The organism is Streptomyces sp. Ag109_O5-1, assembly GCF_003814875.1.
Classification (GTDB): Bacteria; Actinomycetota; Actinomycetes; order Streptomycetales; family Streptomycetaceae; genus Streptomyces; species Streptomyces sasae.
Genome location: NZ_RKQF01000001.1, coordinates 6768208 through 6786084 on the forward strand (window position 1 = coordinate 6768208; position 17877 = coordinate 6786084).

The following is a 17877-nucleotide window of genomic DNA, read 5'->3' on the forward strand; positions in this document are numbered from 1 at the left end:
AGTGCAGCTGGAGATCCGGCCCGACCCCGCGGAGGTGGGGCGGGCCAGAAGGTGGGCCCGCTCGCGCCTCGCGGGGTCCGGTATAGCGGCGGACGAACCGCTGGCCGAGATCCTGATCCTGCTCGTCTCCGAACTGGTCACCAACGCCGTGGTGCACACCGGCCGCCCGGCCGTGCTGCGGCTCTCGCTGCCGGGTGTGGACCGCAGGGACGACGCCGAGGAGTCGGTCACCGTACGGCTGGAGGTTGCCGACACCAGCAACCGCGCGCCGGTGCCGCGCTGTGCCGACGGTGACGCGACCGGCGGCCGTGGCCTGGCCCTCGTCGACGGGCTCGCCGACCGCTGGGGCTGGAGTCCCGAGGGTGCGGGCAAGCGCATCTGGTGCGAACTCGACCGGTGTTCGGAGACCCGGCAGGGCGCGGCGGTGGCGTACGGGGGTGGGCTGGCCTCGTTCGAGGGGCTGGCGTTCGAGGCGGTGTGATCCCGGCGTGCGGACCGTGCGCCGGGGGTTGCATCCGTGCGCGCCCATTGTGAACCGGGGCATAAGCCATATAAGCCCGTACGGGTGTTGACGCCTTGTGACCGTTTGAACACGCTTGAGGTCTGCGATTCGCCGCGAGGGGACGGCGAGGGGTCCTGGGGACGGGCGCCTCGTCGAGTGTGGGTCGAGTCGGACGGTGGCGCGCGGGACCGGGCTCGGGGCGGGCCGGCGCGCGCAGCCGTCCGGATTCAGGGGGAATGGGGGAGGGTCGGTGTCACGCCGTCTTCGGCGTGACACCGACTTCGACTTCGATACCGACTTCGATACCGACTTCGATACCGACTTCGACTTCGACCTTGGCTTCGACCTTGACTTGGGCCGCGACGCCGACTTCGGCTTCAGAAGATCGCCACGGGTGCCACCGGAGTGCCCGTCGCCCCGACGAACGGCTCCGGCATCGCCGACAGCAGGAACGCATACCGGCCGGTTTCTCCACAGGCTGTGGACAACTCTTCGAGATTCCAGTTCTGGCCCTGGAGCATCCCCATCTCGACCAGGTCGAGCGCGTGTACGGGTAGCCACAGGTCCTCGATCTCGGGCGGGAAGATCTCGAACGTCAGGGTGTCGTTCGCCGCGGCGGCCACATCGCGCGCGTGGAACCACTCCGGGGTGCGTACCGAGAGCCCCGGCGACGGATAGCCGTACCCGTGCTTGTCCCCGGCGAGATACACCTGCACCTGCCCGGTCCGCACGAGGACGACGTCACCGCTCCGGACCGTCGTCCCGGCGAGCTCCTCGGCCGCGTCGAGGTCCTCCGGAGTGACCGCGTGGCCGCCCTCCAGCCGGTCCGTGCCGCGCGCGCGTGCCACGTCCAGCAGCACCCCGCGCGAGACGATGTGCCGCGCCGTGGCGATCCCGCTGAACTCCGCGCCGCCGTGCGCGGTCACGGTGTCCGCCGGGCGGCCGTTGTACAGCTTCCCCGAGTGCGAGACATGGGTCAGCGCGTCCCAGTGCGTGCCGGCCTGCAGCCCCATGGTCACGGCGTCGTCGCTGCACGCGACGGTCCCCGGGCCGAAGAGCTCCTGGTTGATCTGCACCATGGCGTGCAGCGGGTTGACCCGCCCGGGGATCATCCCGGTCTGTATGCCGTCCTCCCGGAGCGGCAGCGCGAGTGGGACGCGGCGGCCGGTGCGGACGGTCGCCGCCGCCTCCCGCACCACCTCGTCGGTGATCAGGTTCAGTGTGCCGATCTCGTCGTCGGCCCCCCAGCGGCCCCAGTTGTTGACGCGCTCGGCGATGTCGTGAAACGCGGGATGAAGGGTCGGCAGTGACATCTCGGTCCTCCCCGGGGCTTGTGTCCGCACATCCGACGCGCCATAAAATCTAACGGTCCGTCAGAAACCGCGGGAAGGGGCCGGGCGTGGGGAACTTCTTGGCAGGCAAGGTCGTCGCCGTGACGGGTGCGGGGCGCGGTATCGGACGGGCGGTCGCGCTGGCGGCGGCGGCCGAGGGGGCGAAGGTCGTCGTCAACGACTACGGCGTCGCGGTGGACGGCGCGTCGCCCACGAGCGAGGTCGCCGAGGCCGTCGTCAAAGAGATCGGGGCGGCGGGCGGGGACGCGGTCGCGGTGGCCGACGACATCTCCACGATGGCGGGCGGACAGCGGATGGTGGATGCCGCGCTGTCGTCGTACGGCCGTCTCGACGGGGTCGTGTGCGTGGCGGGGATCCTGCGCGAGCGGATGCTGTTCAACATGACCGAGGAGGAGTGGGACCCGGTGGTCGCCACTCATCTCAAGGGCACGTTCACGGTGTTCCGGGCGGCGTCGGCGGTGATGCGGAAGCAGCGCGCCGGCACGCTGATCGGCTTCACCAGCGGCAACCACCAGGGCTCGGTCTCCCAGGCCAACTACAGCGCGGCCAAGGGCGGGATCATCTCGCTGGTCCGGAGCGCGGCGCTGGGCCTGCACAAGTACGGGGTGACCGCGAACGCGGTGGCGCCGGTGGCCCGGACCCGGATGTCCGCGGGGGTGCCGACGGAGCTGGCGGAGATCGGCGAGCCGGAGGACGTGGCGGCGTTCGTCGTCTACCTCCTCTCGGACGGCGCACGGGACGCGGGGATCACCGGGCAGGTGTACACGGTGGCGGGACCGAAGATCGCGGTGTGGGCCCAGCCGAGGGAACTGCGGGCCGCGTACGCGTCGGAAGGGCCCTGGACCCCGGAGCGCATCGCGGAGGTACTGCCGGGGAGCGTCGGGGTGGATCCGATGCCGATGCTCGCGCAGCTGGCGGCGATGGAGGTCGCTGCGCGGGCGGGGGAACGGCCGAACGCGTAGGGGAGGTGGGCCGCGTGGGGGTGGGAGCCGGGCGCCTGCTCGCCGTTGGGGGTGCGGTGTGATGGCGAGTGCCGCGCCGTCGTGGTTGCTCGCGCAGTTCCCCGCGCCCCTGGGTCGGCTGCCCGCCCCGCCGTTGAAAGGCACCGCCCCCGGACCACCCACCCACTCAACCGCCGCCCGCCCACTCACCTGCCGCCCCCGCCCACTTACCCCCGGGCCCACTCACCGTCCCCCCGCCCACTCAACCGTCGCCCGCCAGCCACCTGCTCCACCCGCTTTCGCTGTCCGTACGCGCTGTCCGCCCCTCTTCTTTTTTCCGCCGCGACGGCGGTCAGCCCCGACGGCGGTGTCCGGCGGATTCGTACGGCCGTAACCCCGACGCACTTCTGGAGGTCACCGTGGAGTTCGGCTTCGCGCCGGAGGACGAGGCGTTTCGCCGGGAAGCCCGGGCCTGGCTCGGAGCGCACGCCAAAGCCGGTGTGGACCGGCGCAGTTGGGAGCGCACGCTGGGCGCCGCCGGGTGGATCGGGCTCGGCTGGCCGGAGGGCGGGTACGGGAACCGGACCGCCACCCTCACCCAGCAGGTCGCCTGGGCCGAGGAGTACGCGCGGTCGGCCGCGCCGCCGCGTTCCGGGCACATCGGGGAGAACCTGCTCGCCCCCACGCTCATCGCGCACGGCGACAGTGAGCAGAAGGCGCGCTTTCTGCCGCCCGTCGCCGCCGGCGAGGAGCTGTGGTGCCAGGGGTACAGCGAGCCGGGCGCCGGGTCGGACCTCGCAGGCGTGCGGACCGCGGCCGTCCGGGAGGCGGACGGCTACCGCGTCAGCGGGCAGAAGATCTGGACCTCGCTGGCGCACGAGGCGGACTGGTGCTTCGTACTCGCACGCACCGAGCCCGGCTCACGACGTCACCACGGCCTGAGTTTCCTGCTCGTGCCCATGGACCAGCCGGGCCGTATCGAGGTCCGGCCCATCCGCCAGATGACCGGCACCAGCGACTTCAACGAGGTCTTCTTCGACGGGGCGCACGCGCGCGTGGAGCACGTCGTCGGCGGTGAGGGCAACGGCTGGCGCGTGGCCATGAGCCTGCTCGGCTTCGAGCGGGGGGTGTCGACCCTCGCCCAGCAGATCGGGTTCGCCGAGGAGCTGGGGCGGGTGGTGCGGGACGCCGTGGAGACCGGCGCCGCCGGCGATCCCGTCGTACGGGAACGACTCGTGCGCCAGTGGGCAGAGTTGCGGGTCATGCGGTGGAACGCCCTGCGCACGCTGGGGAATTCGGCCGCAGAACCGGGCGCGCCCAGCGTGGCCAAGCTGCTGTGGGCCGGCTGGCACCAGCGGCTCGGGGAGCTCGCCGTGCTGGTGCGGGGCGCGACCGCGAGCGTCGGCCCGGCCGACTGGTCGGCCTCCGCACCGTACGAACTGGCCGCCGTCCAGCACCTGTTCCTCTTCTCCCGGGCCGACACCGTCTACGGCGGCTCGGACCAGGTCCAGCGCACGATCATCGCCGAGCGGGTGCTCGGTCTGCCGAGGGAACCCAAGGGGGTCGAGTCGTGATGCGTGGTGTTGTGTTCGACGGCAAACAGGTGCAGGTCGTCGACGACCTGGACGTACGGGAACCGGGACCCGGGGAGGTGCTCGTCGCCGTCACGGCGGCCGGACTCTGCCACAGCGATCTGTCCGTGGTGGACGGGACCATACCCTTCCCCGTTCCTGTGGTGCTGGGCCATGAGGGCGCCGGTGTGGTGGAGGCCGTGGGTGTGGGCGTCAGCCATGTGGCGCCGGGGGACCATGTAGCGCTGTCCACGCTCGCCAACTGCGGTGCGTGCGCCGATTGCGACCGGGGCAGGCCGACCATGTGCCGCAAGGCCATAGGGCGCCCGCAGAAGCCGTTCACGCGCGGCGGCCGGGCGATTTATCAGTTCGCGTGCAACTCGGCCTTCGCGGAACGGACGGTCGTCAAGGCCGTGCAGGCGGTGCGGATCCCGAAGGACGTGCCGTTGACGTCGGCCGCGTTGATCGGCTGCGGGGTGCTGACCGGGGTGGGCGCCGTACTGAACCGCGCCCGTGTCGACCGCGGCGACACCGTACTGGTCATCGGCACCGGCGGGATCGGGCTGAACGTCATCCAGGGGGCGCGGATCGCGGGCGCGCTGCGGATCGTGGCCGTGGACGCCAATCCGGCCAAGGAGGAGGTGGCCCGGCAGTTCGGGGCGACCGACTTCCTGACCTCGACGGACGGGGTCAAGGACCTGCTGCCGACCGGAGTGGACCACGCGTTCGAGTGCGTCGGCCGGGTCGAACTGGTCCGCCAGGCCGTCGACCTCCTCGACCGGCACGGTCAGGCCGTCCTCCTCGGCATGCCCGCCGCCACCGCCGAGGCGTCCTTCGTCGTCGCCTCCATGTTCCTCGACAAGTCCATCCTGGGCTGCCGCTACGGCTCCTCGCGCCCCCAGCGGGACATCGCCCTGTACGCCGAGCTGTACCGCCAGGACCGCCTGATGCTCGACGAGTTGGTGACCGAGACCTACCCGGTGGAGGACTTCGAGAAGGCCCGGGCCGACGCGGAGGCGGGGCGGGTGGCGCGGGGCGTGCTCACGTTCTAGGAGGTGTGCGTGAGTGGCGTGTGTGCGAGTGGGGTGTGTGCGCGAGGGGTGTCGGCGGGTTGTCCACAGGGCCCGGGAAAACCGCTCGGCGTTGTCGGCGCACCGCCCTACCGTCGTCCCATGCCCTACCGCGACGTCGTGTCCAAGCAGGTCCTGATCTGGGCCTGTACCGCCGTGGGCGCCCGGATGCCGGTCGCCATGGCCCCGTTGGCGCTGGTGTTCCTGGTGCGCGAGCGGCCCGGCGGGTACGCGCTGGGCGCGGTGGTCGCGACGGCCTATGTGATCGGCGAGATCCTGGGTGCGCCCGTGCTCGGGATGCGGCTGCGTCCGGAGCACGCCCGTGCGCAGCTGGCCGTGGGGCTCGCGACCGGGGCCGCCGCGTTCGCCGCGCTCGGCGGTCTTCCGGACGCGCACCCGGGCCTCCTCGCCGGGTTCGCGTTCGTCGCCGGTGCCGCACCGGCCGCCGCCACCGGGGGCCTGCGGACCCTGCTCACCACACTCGTCCCGGAGCGGTCGGCGGCCCAGGCACTGTCCGTCGAGTCGGTCCTGACGGCCGCCGTGTGGGCCGCCTCCCCGGCCGCGGTGGCCGGTCTGGCCCTCGGCGTCGCGCCCGGCGTCCCGTTGCTCCTCGCGGCCGCCCTCATGGCCTCGTCGGTGGCCGGGCTGTGGCTCCTCCCGGCAGCCTGGGGCGTGGGAGAGCGAGCGGACGCGCCCCTCGCGCGCGTGCTCGCCGGTGCCTGGCCGGTGTACGTCACGGGTGCGGCCAGTCTGACCCTGCTCGGGCTGTCCGAACTCGTCCTGCCCGCCCTGCTCGAACAGCGCGGGATCGGCGTCGGCTGGTCCGGTCCGCTGCTGGCCGGGATGGCGGTGGGCGGCGGGCTCGGCGGGTTCCTGCACGGCCTGCGCGCCTGGCCGGGCCGGCTGCGCACCCACAGCGTGCTGCTGATGACCGGCACGGCGGTCTGTACGACGCTCGCGGCGCTGATACCGCACACCGCCGGGATCGCGCTCGCGCTCGTCGTGGGAGGCATGCTCCAGTCGGCCGCGATGCTCACCCGCAACCTGGCGCTGCGCGCGGCGCTCCCGGCCCGTGCCCACGCCGCCGGGTACTCCGTCATGTACGCGGCCGCGGGAGCCGGTTACGCGGCGACCGGCTCCCTCGCCGGTGCACTGCTGCGAGTGGTGGCGCCGTCCACCGCCGTCCTGGCCGGGGTGGGGGTGACCCTGGCGCTCAGCGCGCTCGGCTGGTGGGGCGAGGTACGGCGGGCCGGGAGGTCAGCGCGGGGTGCCGGCGGTGCCGTGGCTCTCGCCGGTGCCCGCCCCGGTGCGGAAGGTCCGGCGATAGGCGGTCGGGGTGACACCGAGCGCTGCCTGTAGGTGCTGCCGCATCGACTGGGCCGTGCCGAAGCCGGAGTCCCGGGCCACCTGGTCGACGGAGAGGTCGGTGGACTCCAGGAGGTGGCGGGCGCGTTCGACGCGCTGCTGGGTGAGCCACTGGCCGGGGCTGACGCCGGTCTCCTCGCGGAAACGGCGTGTGAAGGTCCGTACCGACATGGCCTCCTGCTCGGCCATGTCCCGCAGCTGGACGGGCTCGTGGAGGCGGCCCAGGGCCCAGGCGCGGGCGGCCGTGGTCGTGGCCACCTGCGGGTCGGGGACCAGGCGGTGGATGTACTGCGCCTGGCCGCCGTCCCGGTGCGGGGGGACGATCGTGCTGCGGGCCACGCTGTTGGCGACGGCCGTGCCGTGGTCGCGGCGGACCATGTGCAGGCACAGGTCGATCCCGGCGGCCACCCCGGCCGAGGTCAGCACGTCGCCGTCGTCGATGAACAGGACGTCCGCGTCCACCTCGATCCGGGGGAACAGCTGCTGGAGATGGTCCGCGTGGGCCCAGTGCGTGGTCGCCGGGCGGCCGTCGAGGTAGCCGGCGGCGGCGAGGACGTAGACGCCGGTGCAGATGGAGGCGAGCCGGGTGCCGGGGCGGATGCGGGCCAGGGCGGCGGCCAGCTCGGGGGTGAGGACCCCCTCGTCGAAGACCGGGCCGAGCTCGTACGACGCCGGGACGATCACCGTGTCGGCGGTGGCCAGCGCCTCCGGGCCGTGCGCCACGTGGATCGCGAAGTCGGCGTCGGTCTCGACCGGGCCCGGCGACCGGATCGAGCAGGTCACGATCTCGTACAGCGGCCGGCCCCGCGCGTCCTTGGGACGGCCGAAGATGCGGTGCGGGATGCCCAGCTCGAAGGGGAGCAGACCGTCCAGGGCAAGGACGACGACTCGGTGCGGGCGGAAGCCGGGGCCACTGCTCATGGCCCGATCCTAACGAATACTGTCCTCCCGGCCACTCGATGGAGTGAATCCACTGACCGAAGCTTTATGGCGTGACCCAGACAACCGAACCCGCAGCAGCGCTCCAGGACTCGAAGCCGCCCCGCTCACCGCGTATCCACCGCGCCTGGTTCGTCGCCGCCGTCACCTTCGTCACGATCATCGGTGCGGCCGCCTTCCGGTCCCTGCCCGGTCTGCTCATCGACCCCCTGCACCAGGACTTCGGCTGGTCGCGCGGCACGATCGGCGCGGCCGTCTCCGTCAACCTCGCGCTGTACGGGCTCACCGCGCCCTTCGCCGCCGCCCTGATGGACCGTTTCGGCATACGGCGGGTGGTGGCCGTCGCCCTGACCGTCATCGCGCTCGGGTCCGGTCTGACCGTGTGGATGACGGCGGCCTGGCAGCTGATGCTGTGCTGGGGCCTGCTGGTCGGCCTGGGCTCCGGCTCGATGGCGCTCGCCTTCGCGGCCACGGTCACCAACCGCTGGTTCACCACCCGGCGCGGCCTGGTCAGCGGCATCCTCACCGCCGCCTCCGCCTCGGGCCAGCTGATCTTCCTGCCGCTGCTGTCCTGGATGGTCGAGACGTACGACTGGCGCCCGGCCGCCGTCACCGTCGCCCTCGCCGCCCTCGCGGTCGTCCCCTTCGTCTGGCTGCTGCTGCGCGACCACCCCGCCGACGTGGGCGTGAAGCCGTACGGCGCCGAGGAGTTCGTACCGAAGCCGGCACCGGTCACCGGCGCGGCGCGCAGAACCCTCGGGGTGCTGTCCTCCGCCGTGCGCACCGGTCCCTTCTGGCTGCTCGCCGGCACCTTCGCGATCTGCGGGGCCTCCACCAACGGCCTGGTCCAGACCCACTTCGTGCCGGCCGCCCACGACCACGGTCTGCCGGTCACGGCGGCCGCCTCGCTGCTCGCGGTCATCGGCGTCTTCGACGTCGTCGGCACGATCGCCTCCGGCTGGTTCACCGACCGCTTCGAACCCCGCCGCCTGCTCGCCGTCTACTACGCCCTGCGCGGCATCTCACTGCTGTTCCTGCCGATGCTGCTCGGCCCGACGATCCACCCCTCGATGGTCTTCTTCATCATCTTCTACGGCCTCGACTGGGTCGCCACCGTGCCGCCCACCCTGGCCCTGTGCCGGGAGCAGTACGGCGAGGACAGCGCCATCGTCTTCGGCTGGGTCCTCGCCTCCCACCAGGTCGGCGCGGCCCTCGTCGCCTACCTCGGCGGTGTCGCCCGCGATGTCTTCGGCGCGTACGACATGGTCTGGTACGCCTCCGGCGCCCTGTGCGCGGCGGCGGCCCTGATGGCACTGGTGATCCGACGCCGACCGCTGACCCCGCTGCCCGCGCCCGCCCTGGCCGGCTAGCCCTCCAGCCTGGCGAACCGCCCCCGGTGGAACAGCAGTGGCCCGCCGGGGGTCTCGCCCGCTCCCAGGGCGTCCACCCGGCCGACCACGATCAGGTGGTCGCCGCCCGTGTGCACCGCGTGGATCGTGCAGTCGATCCACGCGGCGGCGCCGGCCAGCCGGGGCGCCCCCGACACCGGGGCCGCGTCGTACGCCACGCCCGAGAACTTGTCCGCGCCGCTCACCGCGAAGGCACGGCACAGCCCGCCCTGGCCGGCGCCGAGCACGTTGACGCAGAACACGCCGGCGCGGGCGATGCGCGGCCAGGTCGCCGACGTACGGCCGACCATGAAGCAGATCAGGGGCGGGTCGAGGGAGAGGGAGGAGAAGGACTGGCAGGCGAAACCGGCGGGGGAGGGCTCCCCTTCGGCGGCCGGCGCGGTGACCACGGTCACCCCGGTCGCGAAGTTCCCCAGCACCCGTCGGAACTCCGACTGGTCGATGGGCACCCGCTCGTCCGCGCGTACGCACCGCAGCTCGGGGCGCGGCAGCGGCTCCACGGGCCCCGGTGCGGGCACCGACCTGAGATAACGGACGGCAGCCGCGGCCGCCCCTGCGTGTCCCATCACCCTTCCATTGAAAGTGACGGGTCGTCAGATGGGAAGGGGTGCGGGGGCCGGAATGGGGCGGGTGTCGCCCTCGACGGCCCCGGTCGCCGCCGTCAACGGCCCCGGAACTCGGGGCTTCTGCGCTCCATGAAGGCCCGCAGGCCCTCCTGAGCGTCCCACGTGGTCATGTTGATCTCCTGGGCCGCCGCCTCCGCCGCGAACGCGGTGCGGCGGTCGGTGTCCAGGGACGCGTTGACCAGCTGCTTCGTCAGGGCGAGGGCGCGGGTGGGGCCGGCGGCCAGACGCTCCGCCCACTCCCGTGCCGTCTTCGCCAGCTCCTCGTCCGGTACGACCCGGTTGACCAGCCCCAGGCGCTCGGCCTCCGGTGCGGAGAGCGCGTCGCCGAAGAACATCAACTCCTTGGCGCGGTGCGGGCCGACCAGGCGGGGCAGGAGATGGGCGCCGCCGCCGTCGGGGACCAGGCCGCGGCGCACGAACACCTCGATGAAACGGGCCGATTCGGCGGCCAAAACCAGGTCGCAGGCGAGCGCGAGGTGGACGCCGAGGCCGGCCGCGGTGCCGTTGACCGCCGCGATCACCGGCTTCTCGCAGTCGAGGACGGCGGCGACGAGCCGCTGGGCGCCGAGCCGGATGGTGCGGGCCACGTCGCCGGGGACGCGTTCGCCCGTGGCGCCGCCGCGGAGATCGGCGCCGGCGCAGAAGCCGCGGCCCGTGCCCGTGAGGACCACGGCCCGGACGTCGGGGTCGGCGGAGGCGTCGCCGAGCAGGTGGATGATGCGTTCGCGCTGGTCAGGGGTGATGGCGTTGAGGGATTCGGGGCGGTTGAGGGTGATGAGGGCGACCCGGTTGTCAGTGGCGTGCAGTACCAATGACTCAACGGATTTTTCCGGCTCTTGGGAGGAAACAGGCATGTTCATCTCAGCTGCACACCGCCAGCGCGTCCAGCGCCACGGCGCCCTGTCCCTGCTCCAGCACCATCAGCGGGTTGATGTCGAGCTCGGCGAGCCGGTCCCCGAGTTCCAGGGCCATCCGCTGGACGCGGAGGATCACTTCGACGAGCGCTTCGAGGTCGGCCGGCGGCCGCCCCCGGACCCCGTCCAGCAGGGCCCGCCCGCGCAGTCCGGCGAGCATGTCCCGGGCCTGCTCCTCACCGAACGGCGGCACCCGCACGGCCGCGTCGTGCAGCACCTCCACCAGCACCCCGCCCAGCCCCACGGTCACGGTCGGCCCGAACAGGTCGTCGTGGGTGACCCCGACGACCATCTCCACGCCCCGCTCCACCATCTGGCAGACCAGCACACCGTCCAGGGTGACGCCCTCGTGGCGGGCGATGTCGGTCAGCTCCCGGTAGGCGTCCCGGACCTGGCTGGCCGAGGTCAGGCCGATCTTCACCAGGCCCAGCTCCGTCTTGTGGGCGATCTGCGCGCCGGACGCCTTCATCACCACCGGGTAGCCGACCAGCCCGGCCGCGCGCACGGCGGCCGCCGCGCTGGTCACCAGCTGCTCGCGCGGCACCCGTATGCCGTACGCGCGCAGCAGCTGTTTCGCCGCGTGCTCGCTCAGCTGCTGTCCCGGCCGCATCAGCGCGAGCGCCTTGCGGTAGGAGGGCGAGGGGGTGCGCGGGGCCTCGTCGAAGGGGGAGCGGTAGGAGCGGACGAAGCGGTGGTGGTCGAGGTAGGCGCGGACGGCGGTCAGGCAGTTGCCGACCGTGCGGAAGGTGGCCACCCGGGAGGAGCCGAGCAGTACGTCGCGGTAGGCGGCCTCGGTGCCGACCGGCGAACCCCACACCACGCACACCAGCTTGTCGCTGGCCTCGGCCGCGTCCACCAGGTCTCGCACCAGCCGGTCGCTCAAGGGCGGGAAGGGGCCGGTGATCGGGCAGATCAGCACCCCCACCTCCGGGTCGGCGAGGATCGAGTCGATGATCTTCCGGCCGCGCCAGTCGCCCACCGGATGCCCCCCGTTGTCGACCGGGTTGGCCACGCTCAGATACTCCGGTATCCACTGGTGCAGCTCGGCCTGCCGGGCCTCGGACAGCACCGGCAGCCGCAGCCCCAGGCCGGACGCCAGGTCGGCCGCGTGCGCGCCCGTGCCACCCGAGATCGAATAGACGACGACCCCGTCGGCGCGCGGGGCCCGGGCCCGGGCCAGTAGCGCCGCGGTGTCCTGGAGTTCGTCCAGGCCGTCGACGCGGATCACCCCGTACTGGCGCAGCGCCGCGTCGACCACGTCGTCCGCGCCGGTCAGCTTGCCGGTGTGGGAGGCGGCGGTGCGGGCGCCGGCCTCGGTGCGGCCGACCTTCACGGCGACCACCGGTACCTTGCGGCGGGCCGCGCGGTCGGCGGCCAGCAGGAAGGCGCGGCCGTCCTTGAGTCCCTCGACATAGCAGGCGATGGCGCCGACCTCGGGGCGCTCGGCGAAGTAGGAGATGAAGTCGGAGGTCTCCAGGTCCGCCTCGTTGCCGGTGGGCGCCCAGTGCGAGAGGCGGATGCCGAGTTCCTGGGCGGCGAAGACGGGCCGGCCCTGGTGGCCCGACTGGGTGATCAGCGCGATCGCCGGGCCGCCCAGGTCGTCCCGGAAGCGTTCGAAGGCGTTCAGGTTGGTGTTCGGGCCGAGGAGTCGCAGCCCGGAGCGGCGTACGGCCGCCGCCAGCCGGGTCTGGGCCGCCGCGCCCTCCTCGCCGGTCTCCGCGAACCCGGAGGCGAAGGCGACGGCGAACTTCACCTTGGCCTCGGCCAGTTCCTCGATCACCGGAAGGGGGTCGGCGACCAGGAGCACGGCGAGATCGACCTGCTCGGGCAGGTCGGCGACGGAAGGAGCGCAGGCGATGCCGAAGACCGACGGCCGGGTCGGATGCACCGGGTGCACCCGGGCCCCGACCCGCCCGGCCCAGTCGAGCAGCTGCCGGGTGATACCGGTGTTGGGCCGCCCCTCGGCGTCCGAGGCGCCGATCACGGCGACGGACTCGGGCCGGAAGAACCGGTCCAGATCCGGTACGTCCGCGTACAGCGGCCGCCCGCTGACGTCCAGTTCGTCCTCGTCGGCCGTCCGGCCGTGGACGGCGGGTCCGGGACGCTGCTCACCGCAGGCGAGGACCCGGGCCCGGCGGGAGTCGGTGGTGAGGGTGCCGTGGGTTGATCCAAGCATCGTTCCGCCCGCTCCTGTGTGACAGCACAATTAACTGACGCAGTGTCAGATTACTGAACTGACACTGCGTCAGGAACTGGTCTGCACGCAAAGTTGAGGCGGGAAACGACCGGCGCCCTCAGCCGAGGGCGGCCAGTACCTCCTTCGCCACCCGCTCGCCCGACCGCACCGCTCCGTCCATGAAGCCCGTCCAGAACGTGGAGGTCTCCGTACCCGCCCAGTGGATCCCGCCCGCCGGCTCGCGCAGCGCGGCCCCGTACTCGGTCAGCACACCGGGCGGCGCGTAGGCCACCGGGCCACCCCGTGAGAAGCCCTCATTGTCCCAGCGCTGCAGCACGAAGGAGGAGGGGGATTTGGCCTTGCTGCCGAAGTAGTTGACGTAGTCCGCCAGTACGGCGGTCCTGATGTCGGCCTCGCTCGCCGCGTCGTACGCCCGCATTTCGTCGGCCTCGATGAAGCCCATCAGCGCCCCGTAGGAGGCGTCCGGCGGGGAGTTGTCGAAGGTCGAGCGGACCACGCCGGAGTCGCTGACGGCCTGCCCGTTGAGACCGTCGGCCCGCCAGAAGGGGGTGTCGTAGACGGCGATGGCCTTGCCGATCGAACCCATCGGCATCCGCTGGGTGAGCTGGTCGCGGGCGGCCGGCAGCAGCGGGTCGTAGGTGATGCGGGCGGCCAGCGGGGGCGGCACGGCGACGACGACGCGGGTGGCGTTGACCGTGATGCCGTCCGCCGTGACGACGTACGAGCTGCCGGACTTGACGATGGACCGGACCGGCGCGCTCAGCACCACCCGGTCGCCGAGGGTCGCAGCGAGCTTGATCGGGACCTGCTGGGAGCCGCCGACGAAACGGGACTCCTGGGCGCCGCCGGCCGTGTCGGTGAGGCGTTCCAGGGTGCCGGCGTTGGAGGCGTTGCCGGCGGCGGCGATGTAGTAGAGGACGTAGAGAAGGGAGAGTTCGCGGGGCTGGGCCGAGAAGATCGAGGTGCAGGCCAGGTCCAGGAGGAACTTGGCGGAGGGCACGATCGCGTTGGCGTTCAGCCAGCTCTCGAAGGTCTGCTTGTCCCACTCGGCGGCCTTGGCGGCGGTCCAGGGCGCGTCCACCGGCACCTGCGTGGCCATGCTGTCCAGCTCGGACTGCACGATCGCCGCGTTGGCGAGCCCGGCCGCGTCCACCGGCGGCACCGAGCCGAGCAGACCGCTGGTGTCGTACGGGGTGCGGGCGCCGTTTTTGTAGAGGAGGTTGTTGCCCGTGTTGTAGGTGGTGAAGGTCGCCACGCCCAGGGAGTCGGCGAGGGCCTTGATGCGGTCCTGGGTGGGGCCGATGAACTCGCCGCCGCCCTCGGTGTAACCGCCGTTGGCCAGCTTCAGGTTCACCACCCGGCCGCCGACCCGGTCCCGGGCCTCCAGGACGGCGACCGTCCTGCCGCCGGCGACCAGGTCCCGGGCCGCGGTGAGCCCGGCGAGGCCGCCGCCGACGATCGCCACGTCGACGGTCCGGGAGGCGGCCGAAGTCGCCGCCGCGGCCGTCCCGGCGGCGACGGTGGAGACCACGGTGAGGCCGGCGGCCCCGGCGGCGGCACCGCCGAGGAGGGAGCGGCGGGAGAGCTGTCTTTCACGTGCCACGTGCGTCCTCCGAGCTGAGCGAGAGGGGTGGAGCCGGAAAGTTGAGCAGGGCTCACATTCTGGCCTCGCGCACGGGCACAGTGCTACCGCCGGTAACAAACAACTGTCGTCGCATCGGTCACATGCGTAACAGGTCTTGTGCGGAAGGAGGTTGAGGCTTTCTACGCCACCCGCACACGCTTGGCGACCGTCTTCGCGATCTTCTCCGCGTCGATGGCCATCTCGCGGAACATGCCGCTGATCGGGTTGGTGTAGCCGGTGAAGTAGAGGCCGGGCGCGTCCTTCGGGGTGCGCGGGCCGTGGGCGACCGGGCGGCCTCTGCCGTCGAGGACGTCGAGGTGGCCGACCAGGCCCTCCAGCGCGCGGACGTACCCGGTCGCGGCGATCACCGCGTCGGGGGAGACGCGGGTGCCGTCGGCGAGGGCGACCTTGCCGTCCTCGAAACCGTCGACGGCGGCCACGATCTCGATCTTCCCCCGGCGCACCGCGTCGATGAGACCGACGTCCAGGACCGGGATGGAGCCCTCCTTGACCCGGCTGTAGAGGCCGGAGGCGGGGCGGGGCAGGCCCTGGGCGGCCAGGTCGGGCACGCTGACCTTGGCCATCGTGCGGGCCAGCCGGTCGACGAGGCCGGTCGGCAGTCGTCGTACCAGGATCGAGTTGTACTGGGCGGCCCAGCCGGCCGTGGAGCGGCGCACGATGTGCGGGACCGTGCGGACGGCGAGCCGCACCCGGGAGGCGCCGCCCTCGACCAGGTCGACGGCTATCTCGGCGCCGGTGTTGCCGACGCCGACGACGAGGACGTCCAGGCCGGCGAAGGGCTCGGCGTCGCGGTACTCCCCGGCGTGCAGGAACCGGCCGCCGTAGCCGTCCAGGCCGGGCCAGTCGGGGATGCGCGGGGTGTGGTTGAAGCCGGTGGCGACCACCACCGCGGAGCCGGTCAGCTCACGGCCGCCGGAGGCGTGCAGCAGCCAGCCGTCACCGTCGGGCGCGGGCTCCACCCGGGAGACCTCGACGCCGGTGACGATCTCCAGTTCATGGTGCTCGGCGTACTTCTCCAGATAGCGCACCACGTCGTCGCGGGAGACCCAGCGGCCGAAGCGGCGCGGCATGGGCAGACCGGGCAGGGCGGAGAGCCGGCGGGTGGTGTGGAGGTGGAGACGGTCGTAGTGGCGGCGCCAGGACGCGCCGACGTCGTCGGACTTCTCCAGGATCACGGCACGGACGCCCCGGGCTCGCAGCGCGTACGCGGCGGCGAGACCTCCGGGGCCTGCACCGATGACGTAGACGGGCGAGACGGTGGGGGGAAATACGGCCATGAGCGGGAGCGTAATCACACGTCACGTTGATGGGTCTCGGTCAAGACCGGAATTGGTTGCGGATTGATCACACCCGTAGGAGAAGTGGGTGGGACTTGTGACGTAGCCCACTTGGTCTGTGCGGACAGTCGCGAAAACGGGAGATCTGAAGAAAGGCCGCGCCGTCGGGCCCCGGTGCGCTGGGGCCCGACGGCGCGGGTGGCGGCGCCCCTTAGACAGACGGGAAAGGGACACCGCGTTCGGGGAGGCTATCGCGGCTTTGTTAGGACCATCACGATTGTGAGAGCTTCTTACTTCCGCTGATGCCTATTGGTTCTGCGGCGGGCTGTTAATTCCGCTTGCCCTTCTTGCCCTTGCCATGGCCCGTCACCTCGGCGATCCAGGTGATGAAGTCGCCGGGGTCGGTGTTGGCGCCGTGGCCCTGGTCCCAGTAGTAGAGGTGGTTCACGTCGTCGCCGAGGTTGTCCAGGCGGGCGGCCAGGTTGGCGGAGATGACGTGCGAGGTGTCCGAGTCGTTGGTGCCGAGGCGGATCCACCAGTGCCTGGAGCGGCGGTCGTTGACCTTCTCCATCAGGTGGTACATCGGGTTCATCAGGTTCAGCTTCGCGGGGATGTCGGCGGCGACCCGCTTGGTGCCGAGACCGGTGGTGTCGTTCTTCGCGCCGTACGCCGTGAAGTGCCGGTTCTCGGTCGTCCCCGCGCCGAACTCGTTGTTCTCGCCGGCCGACAGGTCGAAGGCGTCGAAGGCCGGGGTGTCCTTCTTGCGCGCGCCGACGTGGGTGAGGAAATCGGCCCAGGTGAAGGTGGCCTTGCCGGCGGACCAGGTGATGAAGGTGTTGGCGGCGAGATACGTCTCGCGGTCCGAGTCCGACAGGCCGGTCAAGTACCTGGTGGCCGACGGCTGGAGGTACTGCTCGACCAGGTAGTCGTCGTAGTTACGGGCGTTCAGCGGGCCGAAGCCGTCCAGGCCGCGCAGCTTCAGGCCCGCCTGGTACTCGGCGAACTGCGCCTTCAGGTCCTTCGAGACGGACTGGTCGACCTGCGCGCCCGTGGACAGGTCGTTGGTGCCCCAGTTCCACTCGTAGGCGCCGTCGGCGTGCTCCAGGTCGGTGATCGGGCACCAGGCGCCGACCGCGAAGATCGCGTCGGAGGCGTCGGCCGCGCCGAGCTCCTTGAGGTACTTCTCGTAGACCGGGCTGTCGCCGGACGCGCCGAGCAGCGAGGACAGGGCGCCACCGGCGCTCGTACCGGCGGAGACGATCCGCTCGACGTCGCCGGGGATCAGGCCCTTGTTGGCCCTGATGTACCGGACGGCCGCCTTGAGGTCGACGATCGCGGCGGGGGCGGTGCCGTAGTACTCGCCGCCGGAGTTCTTGAGGGTACGGCCGCGGGCTCCGGGCTCGATCACGACGTACCCGGCGGCGAGCGCGAGGAGCTGGTTGCTGGAGGTGGCGCCGCCGCTCGCGTTGGTGTTGCCGTTGGCGCCCGGGGCCGCGCTCGTGGCGGAGCTGGGGGCCGCCCCGCTGGGCGCCGCACCGCCGCCCATGGCCGAACCGCCGCCGCCCACCTCGGTGGCGTCCGCGACGGAGGAGGGCATGTAGCCGCCGACGGAGTTGGCGAGCAGGATCGGGGCGTCCGTCGGGTCGACCGTCTTGCCGTCGATCTCGACCGGGGCGCTGACGATCAGGGACTGGTAGGTCGCGTCCACCGGGTCGGCGACGTAGGTGATCGCCTTCCAGAAGTGGTAGGTCACCTCGTGCTCGGTGCCCTCGGTGTCCGTGATCGTCTTCGTCAGCTTCGAGTACCCGTCCGGGTCGAACGTCAGGGAGTCCGAGGACGAGGAGGGGTTGCTCGACGCCTGCGCGCTGAGGGCGATGCCGCCGACTGCTGCGACTCCGGCCGTGGCGCCGATGCCCATGACGACGGTCCTGCGCTTGAGTGCCCTGTGCTTCACCTTGCTGCCTCTCGTATCCGGCTCCTTGGCCTTGCGGCTGCGAACGTATTCGACCGCCGACAAAATCGTCAACAATTCGCCGGGATCTCATGGGGGACCCACAGGGCCACGGGAA

14 protein-coding genes are annotated in these 17877 nt (G+C 72.0%); 6 read left to right on the forward strand and 8 right to left on the reverse strand.

The features are described from left to right. The first annotated feature begins 1 nt into the window (after window position 1). A complete protein-coding gene (locus EDD90_RS30730) occupies window positions 2–481 on the forward strand; it encodes an ATP-binding protein (RefSeq protein WP_123981843.1) in 480 nt (159 codons plus the stop codon). Window positions 482–879: 398 nt separating this feature from the next. Here EDD90_RS30730 and EDD90_RS30740 read toward each other — a convergent pair whose 3' ends face one another. Beyond that, window positions 880–1815: a cyclase family protein gene (locus EDD90_RS30740; RefSeq protein WP_123976165.1), complete on the reverse strand. Its 936-nt coding sequence runs from the start codon at window positions 1813–1815 to the stop codon at window positions 880–882. Between the two features lie 86 nt (window positions 1816–1901). Between EDD90_RS30740 and EDD90_RS30745 the strand changes: the two genes are divergently transcribed. The 4 genes from EDD90_RS30745 to EDD90_RS30760 all read left to right on the forward strand — a co-directional run bounded on the left by EDD90_RS30745 (window position 1902) and on the right by EDD90_RS30760 (window position 6795). Continuing rightward, window positions 1902–2816, forward strand: coding sequence for an SDR family oxidoreductase (locus EDD90_RS30745; protein WP_123976166.1), 915 nt, complete (start codon window positions 1902–1904; stop codon window positions 2814–2816). 398 nt (window positions 2817–3214) lie between these two features. Beyond that, complete coding sequence (locus EDD90_RS30750) at window positions 3215–4369, forward strand: acyl-CoA dehydrogenase family protein (RefSeq protein WP_123976167.1); 1155 nt, start codon at window positions 3215–3217, stop codon at window positions 4367–4369. Next, window positions 4369–5418, forward strand: a complete 1050-nt coding sequence (locus EDD90_RS30755) for a Zn-dependent alcohol dehydrogenase (RefSeq protein ID WP_123976168.1) — start codon at window positions 4369–4371, stop codon at window positions 5416–5418. Before EDD90_RS30750 ends, EDD90_RS30755 begins: the two co-directional genes overlap by 1 nt. Window positions 5419–5538: 120 nt before the next feature. After that, entirely contained in the window at window positions 5539–6795 is a 1257-nt protein-coding gene (locus tag EDD90_RS30760) for an MFS transporter (protein WP_123976169.1), read from the forward strand. Here the strand turns inward: EDD90_RS30760 and EDD90_RS30765 are convergent. After that, complete coding sequence (locus EDD90_RS30765; protein WP_123976170.1) at window positions 6694–7722, reverse strand: GlxA family transcriptional regulator; 1029 nt, start codon at window positions 7720–7722, stop codon at window positions 6694–6696. The genes EDD90_RS30760 and EDD90_RS30765 overlap by 102 nt on opposite strands. 71 nt (window positions 7723–7793) lie before the next feature. On the opposite strand from EDD90_RS30765, the gene EDD90_RS30770 reads away from it, so the two are divergent. Continuing rightward, window positions 7794–9110, forward strand: coding sequence for an MFS transporter (locus tag EDD90_RS30770; protein WP_123976171.1), 1317 nt, complete (start codon window positions 7794–7796; stop codon window positions 9108–9110). Here EDD90_RS30770 and EDD90_RS30775 read toward each other — a convergent pair. From EDD90_RS30775 to EDD90_RS30800, 6 genes are all read right to left on the reverse strand, one after another. Further along, the gene (locus EDD90_RS30775; RefSeq protein ID WP_123976172.1) at window positions 9107–9715 is read right to left on the reverse strand and encodes a flavin reductase family protein; all 609 of its coding nucleotides are present in this window, start codon (window positions 9713–9715) and stop codon (window positions 9107–9109) included. The genes EDD90_RS30770 and EDD90_RS30775 overlap by 4 nt on opposite strands. 95 nt (window positions 9716–9810) lie before the next feature. Next, window positions 9811–10629: an enoyl-CoA hydratase/isomerase family protein gene (locus EDD90_RS30780; RefSeq protein ID WP_123976173.1), complete on the reverse strand. Its 819-nt coding sequence runs from the start codon at window positions 10627–10629 to the stop codon at window positions 9811–9813. 7 nt (window positions 10630–10636) lie between these two features. Further along, window positions 10637–12865: an acetate--CoA ligase family protein gene (locus tag EDD90_RS30785; protein ID WP_123976174.1), complete on the reverse strand. Its 2229-nt coding sequence runs from the start codon at window positions 12863–12865 to the stop codon at window positions 10637–10639. A 118-nt stretch (window positions 12866–12983) separates the two neighbouring features. Continuing rightward, on the reverse strand, window positions 12984–14489 hold the full coding sequence (locus tag EDD90_RS30790) for an FAD-dependent oxidoreductase (protein WP_123976175.1): 1506 nt from the start codon (window positions 14487–14489) through the stop codon (window positions 12984–12986). 161 nt (window positions 14490–14650) lie between these two features. After that, window positions 14651–15808 (reverse strand): NAD(P)/FAD-dependent oxidoreductase, encoded by a 1158-nt coding sequence (locus EDD90_RS30795; protein WP_123976176.1) that lies wholly within the window; start codon window positions 15806–15808, stop codon window positions 14651–14653. A 328-nt stretch (window positions 15809–16136) separates the two neighbouring features. After that, window positions 16137–17726 (reverse strand): subtype B tannase, encoded by a 1590-nt coding sequence (locus EDD90_RS30800; protein ID WP_123981845.1) that lies wholly within the window; start codon window positions 17724–17726, stop codon window positions 16137–16139. Window positions 17727–17877 lie beyond the last annotated feature (151 nt).

Bases quoted from the DNA above. Each gene is read 5' to 3' on its own strand.
- EDD90_RS30740 (WP_123976165.1), bottom strand. From the start codon at position 1,815: ATGTCACTGCCGACCCTTCATCCCGCGTTTCACGACATCGCCGAGCGC.
- EDD90_RS30755 (WP_123976168.1), top strand. From the start codon at position 4,369: ATGCGTGGTGTTGTGTTCGACGGCAAACAGGTGCAGGTCGTCGACGAC.
- EDD90_RS30760 (WP_123976169.1), top strand. From the start codon at position 5,539: ATGCCCTACCGCGACGTCGTGTCCAAGCAGGTCCTGATCTGGGCCTGT.
- EDD90_RS30765 (WP_123976170.1), bottom strand. From the start codon at position 7,722: ATGAGCAGTGGCCCCGGCTTCCGCCCGCACCGAGTCGTCGTCCTTGCC.
- EDD90_RS30775 (WP_123976172.1), bottom strand. From the start codon at position 9,715: ATGGGACACGCAGGGGCGGCCGCGGCTGCCGTCCGTTATCTCAGGTCG.
- EDD90_RS30780 (WP_123976173.1), bottom strand. From the start codon at position 10,629: ATGCCTGTTTCCTCCCAAGAGCCGGAAAAATCCGTTGAGTCATTGGTA.
- EDD90_RS30785 (WP_123976174.1), bottom strand. From the start codon at position 12,865: ATGCTTGGATCAACCCACGGCACCCTCACCACCGACTCCCGCCGGGCC.
- EDD90_RS30795 (WP_123976176.1), bottom strand. From the start codon at position 15,808: ATGGCCGTATTTCCCCCCACCGTCTCGCCCGTCTACGTCATCGGTGCA.
- EDD90_RS30800 (WP_123981845.1), bottom strand. From the start codon at position 17,726: ATGGGCATCGGCGCCACGGCCGGAGTCGCAGCAGTCGGCGGCATCGCC.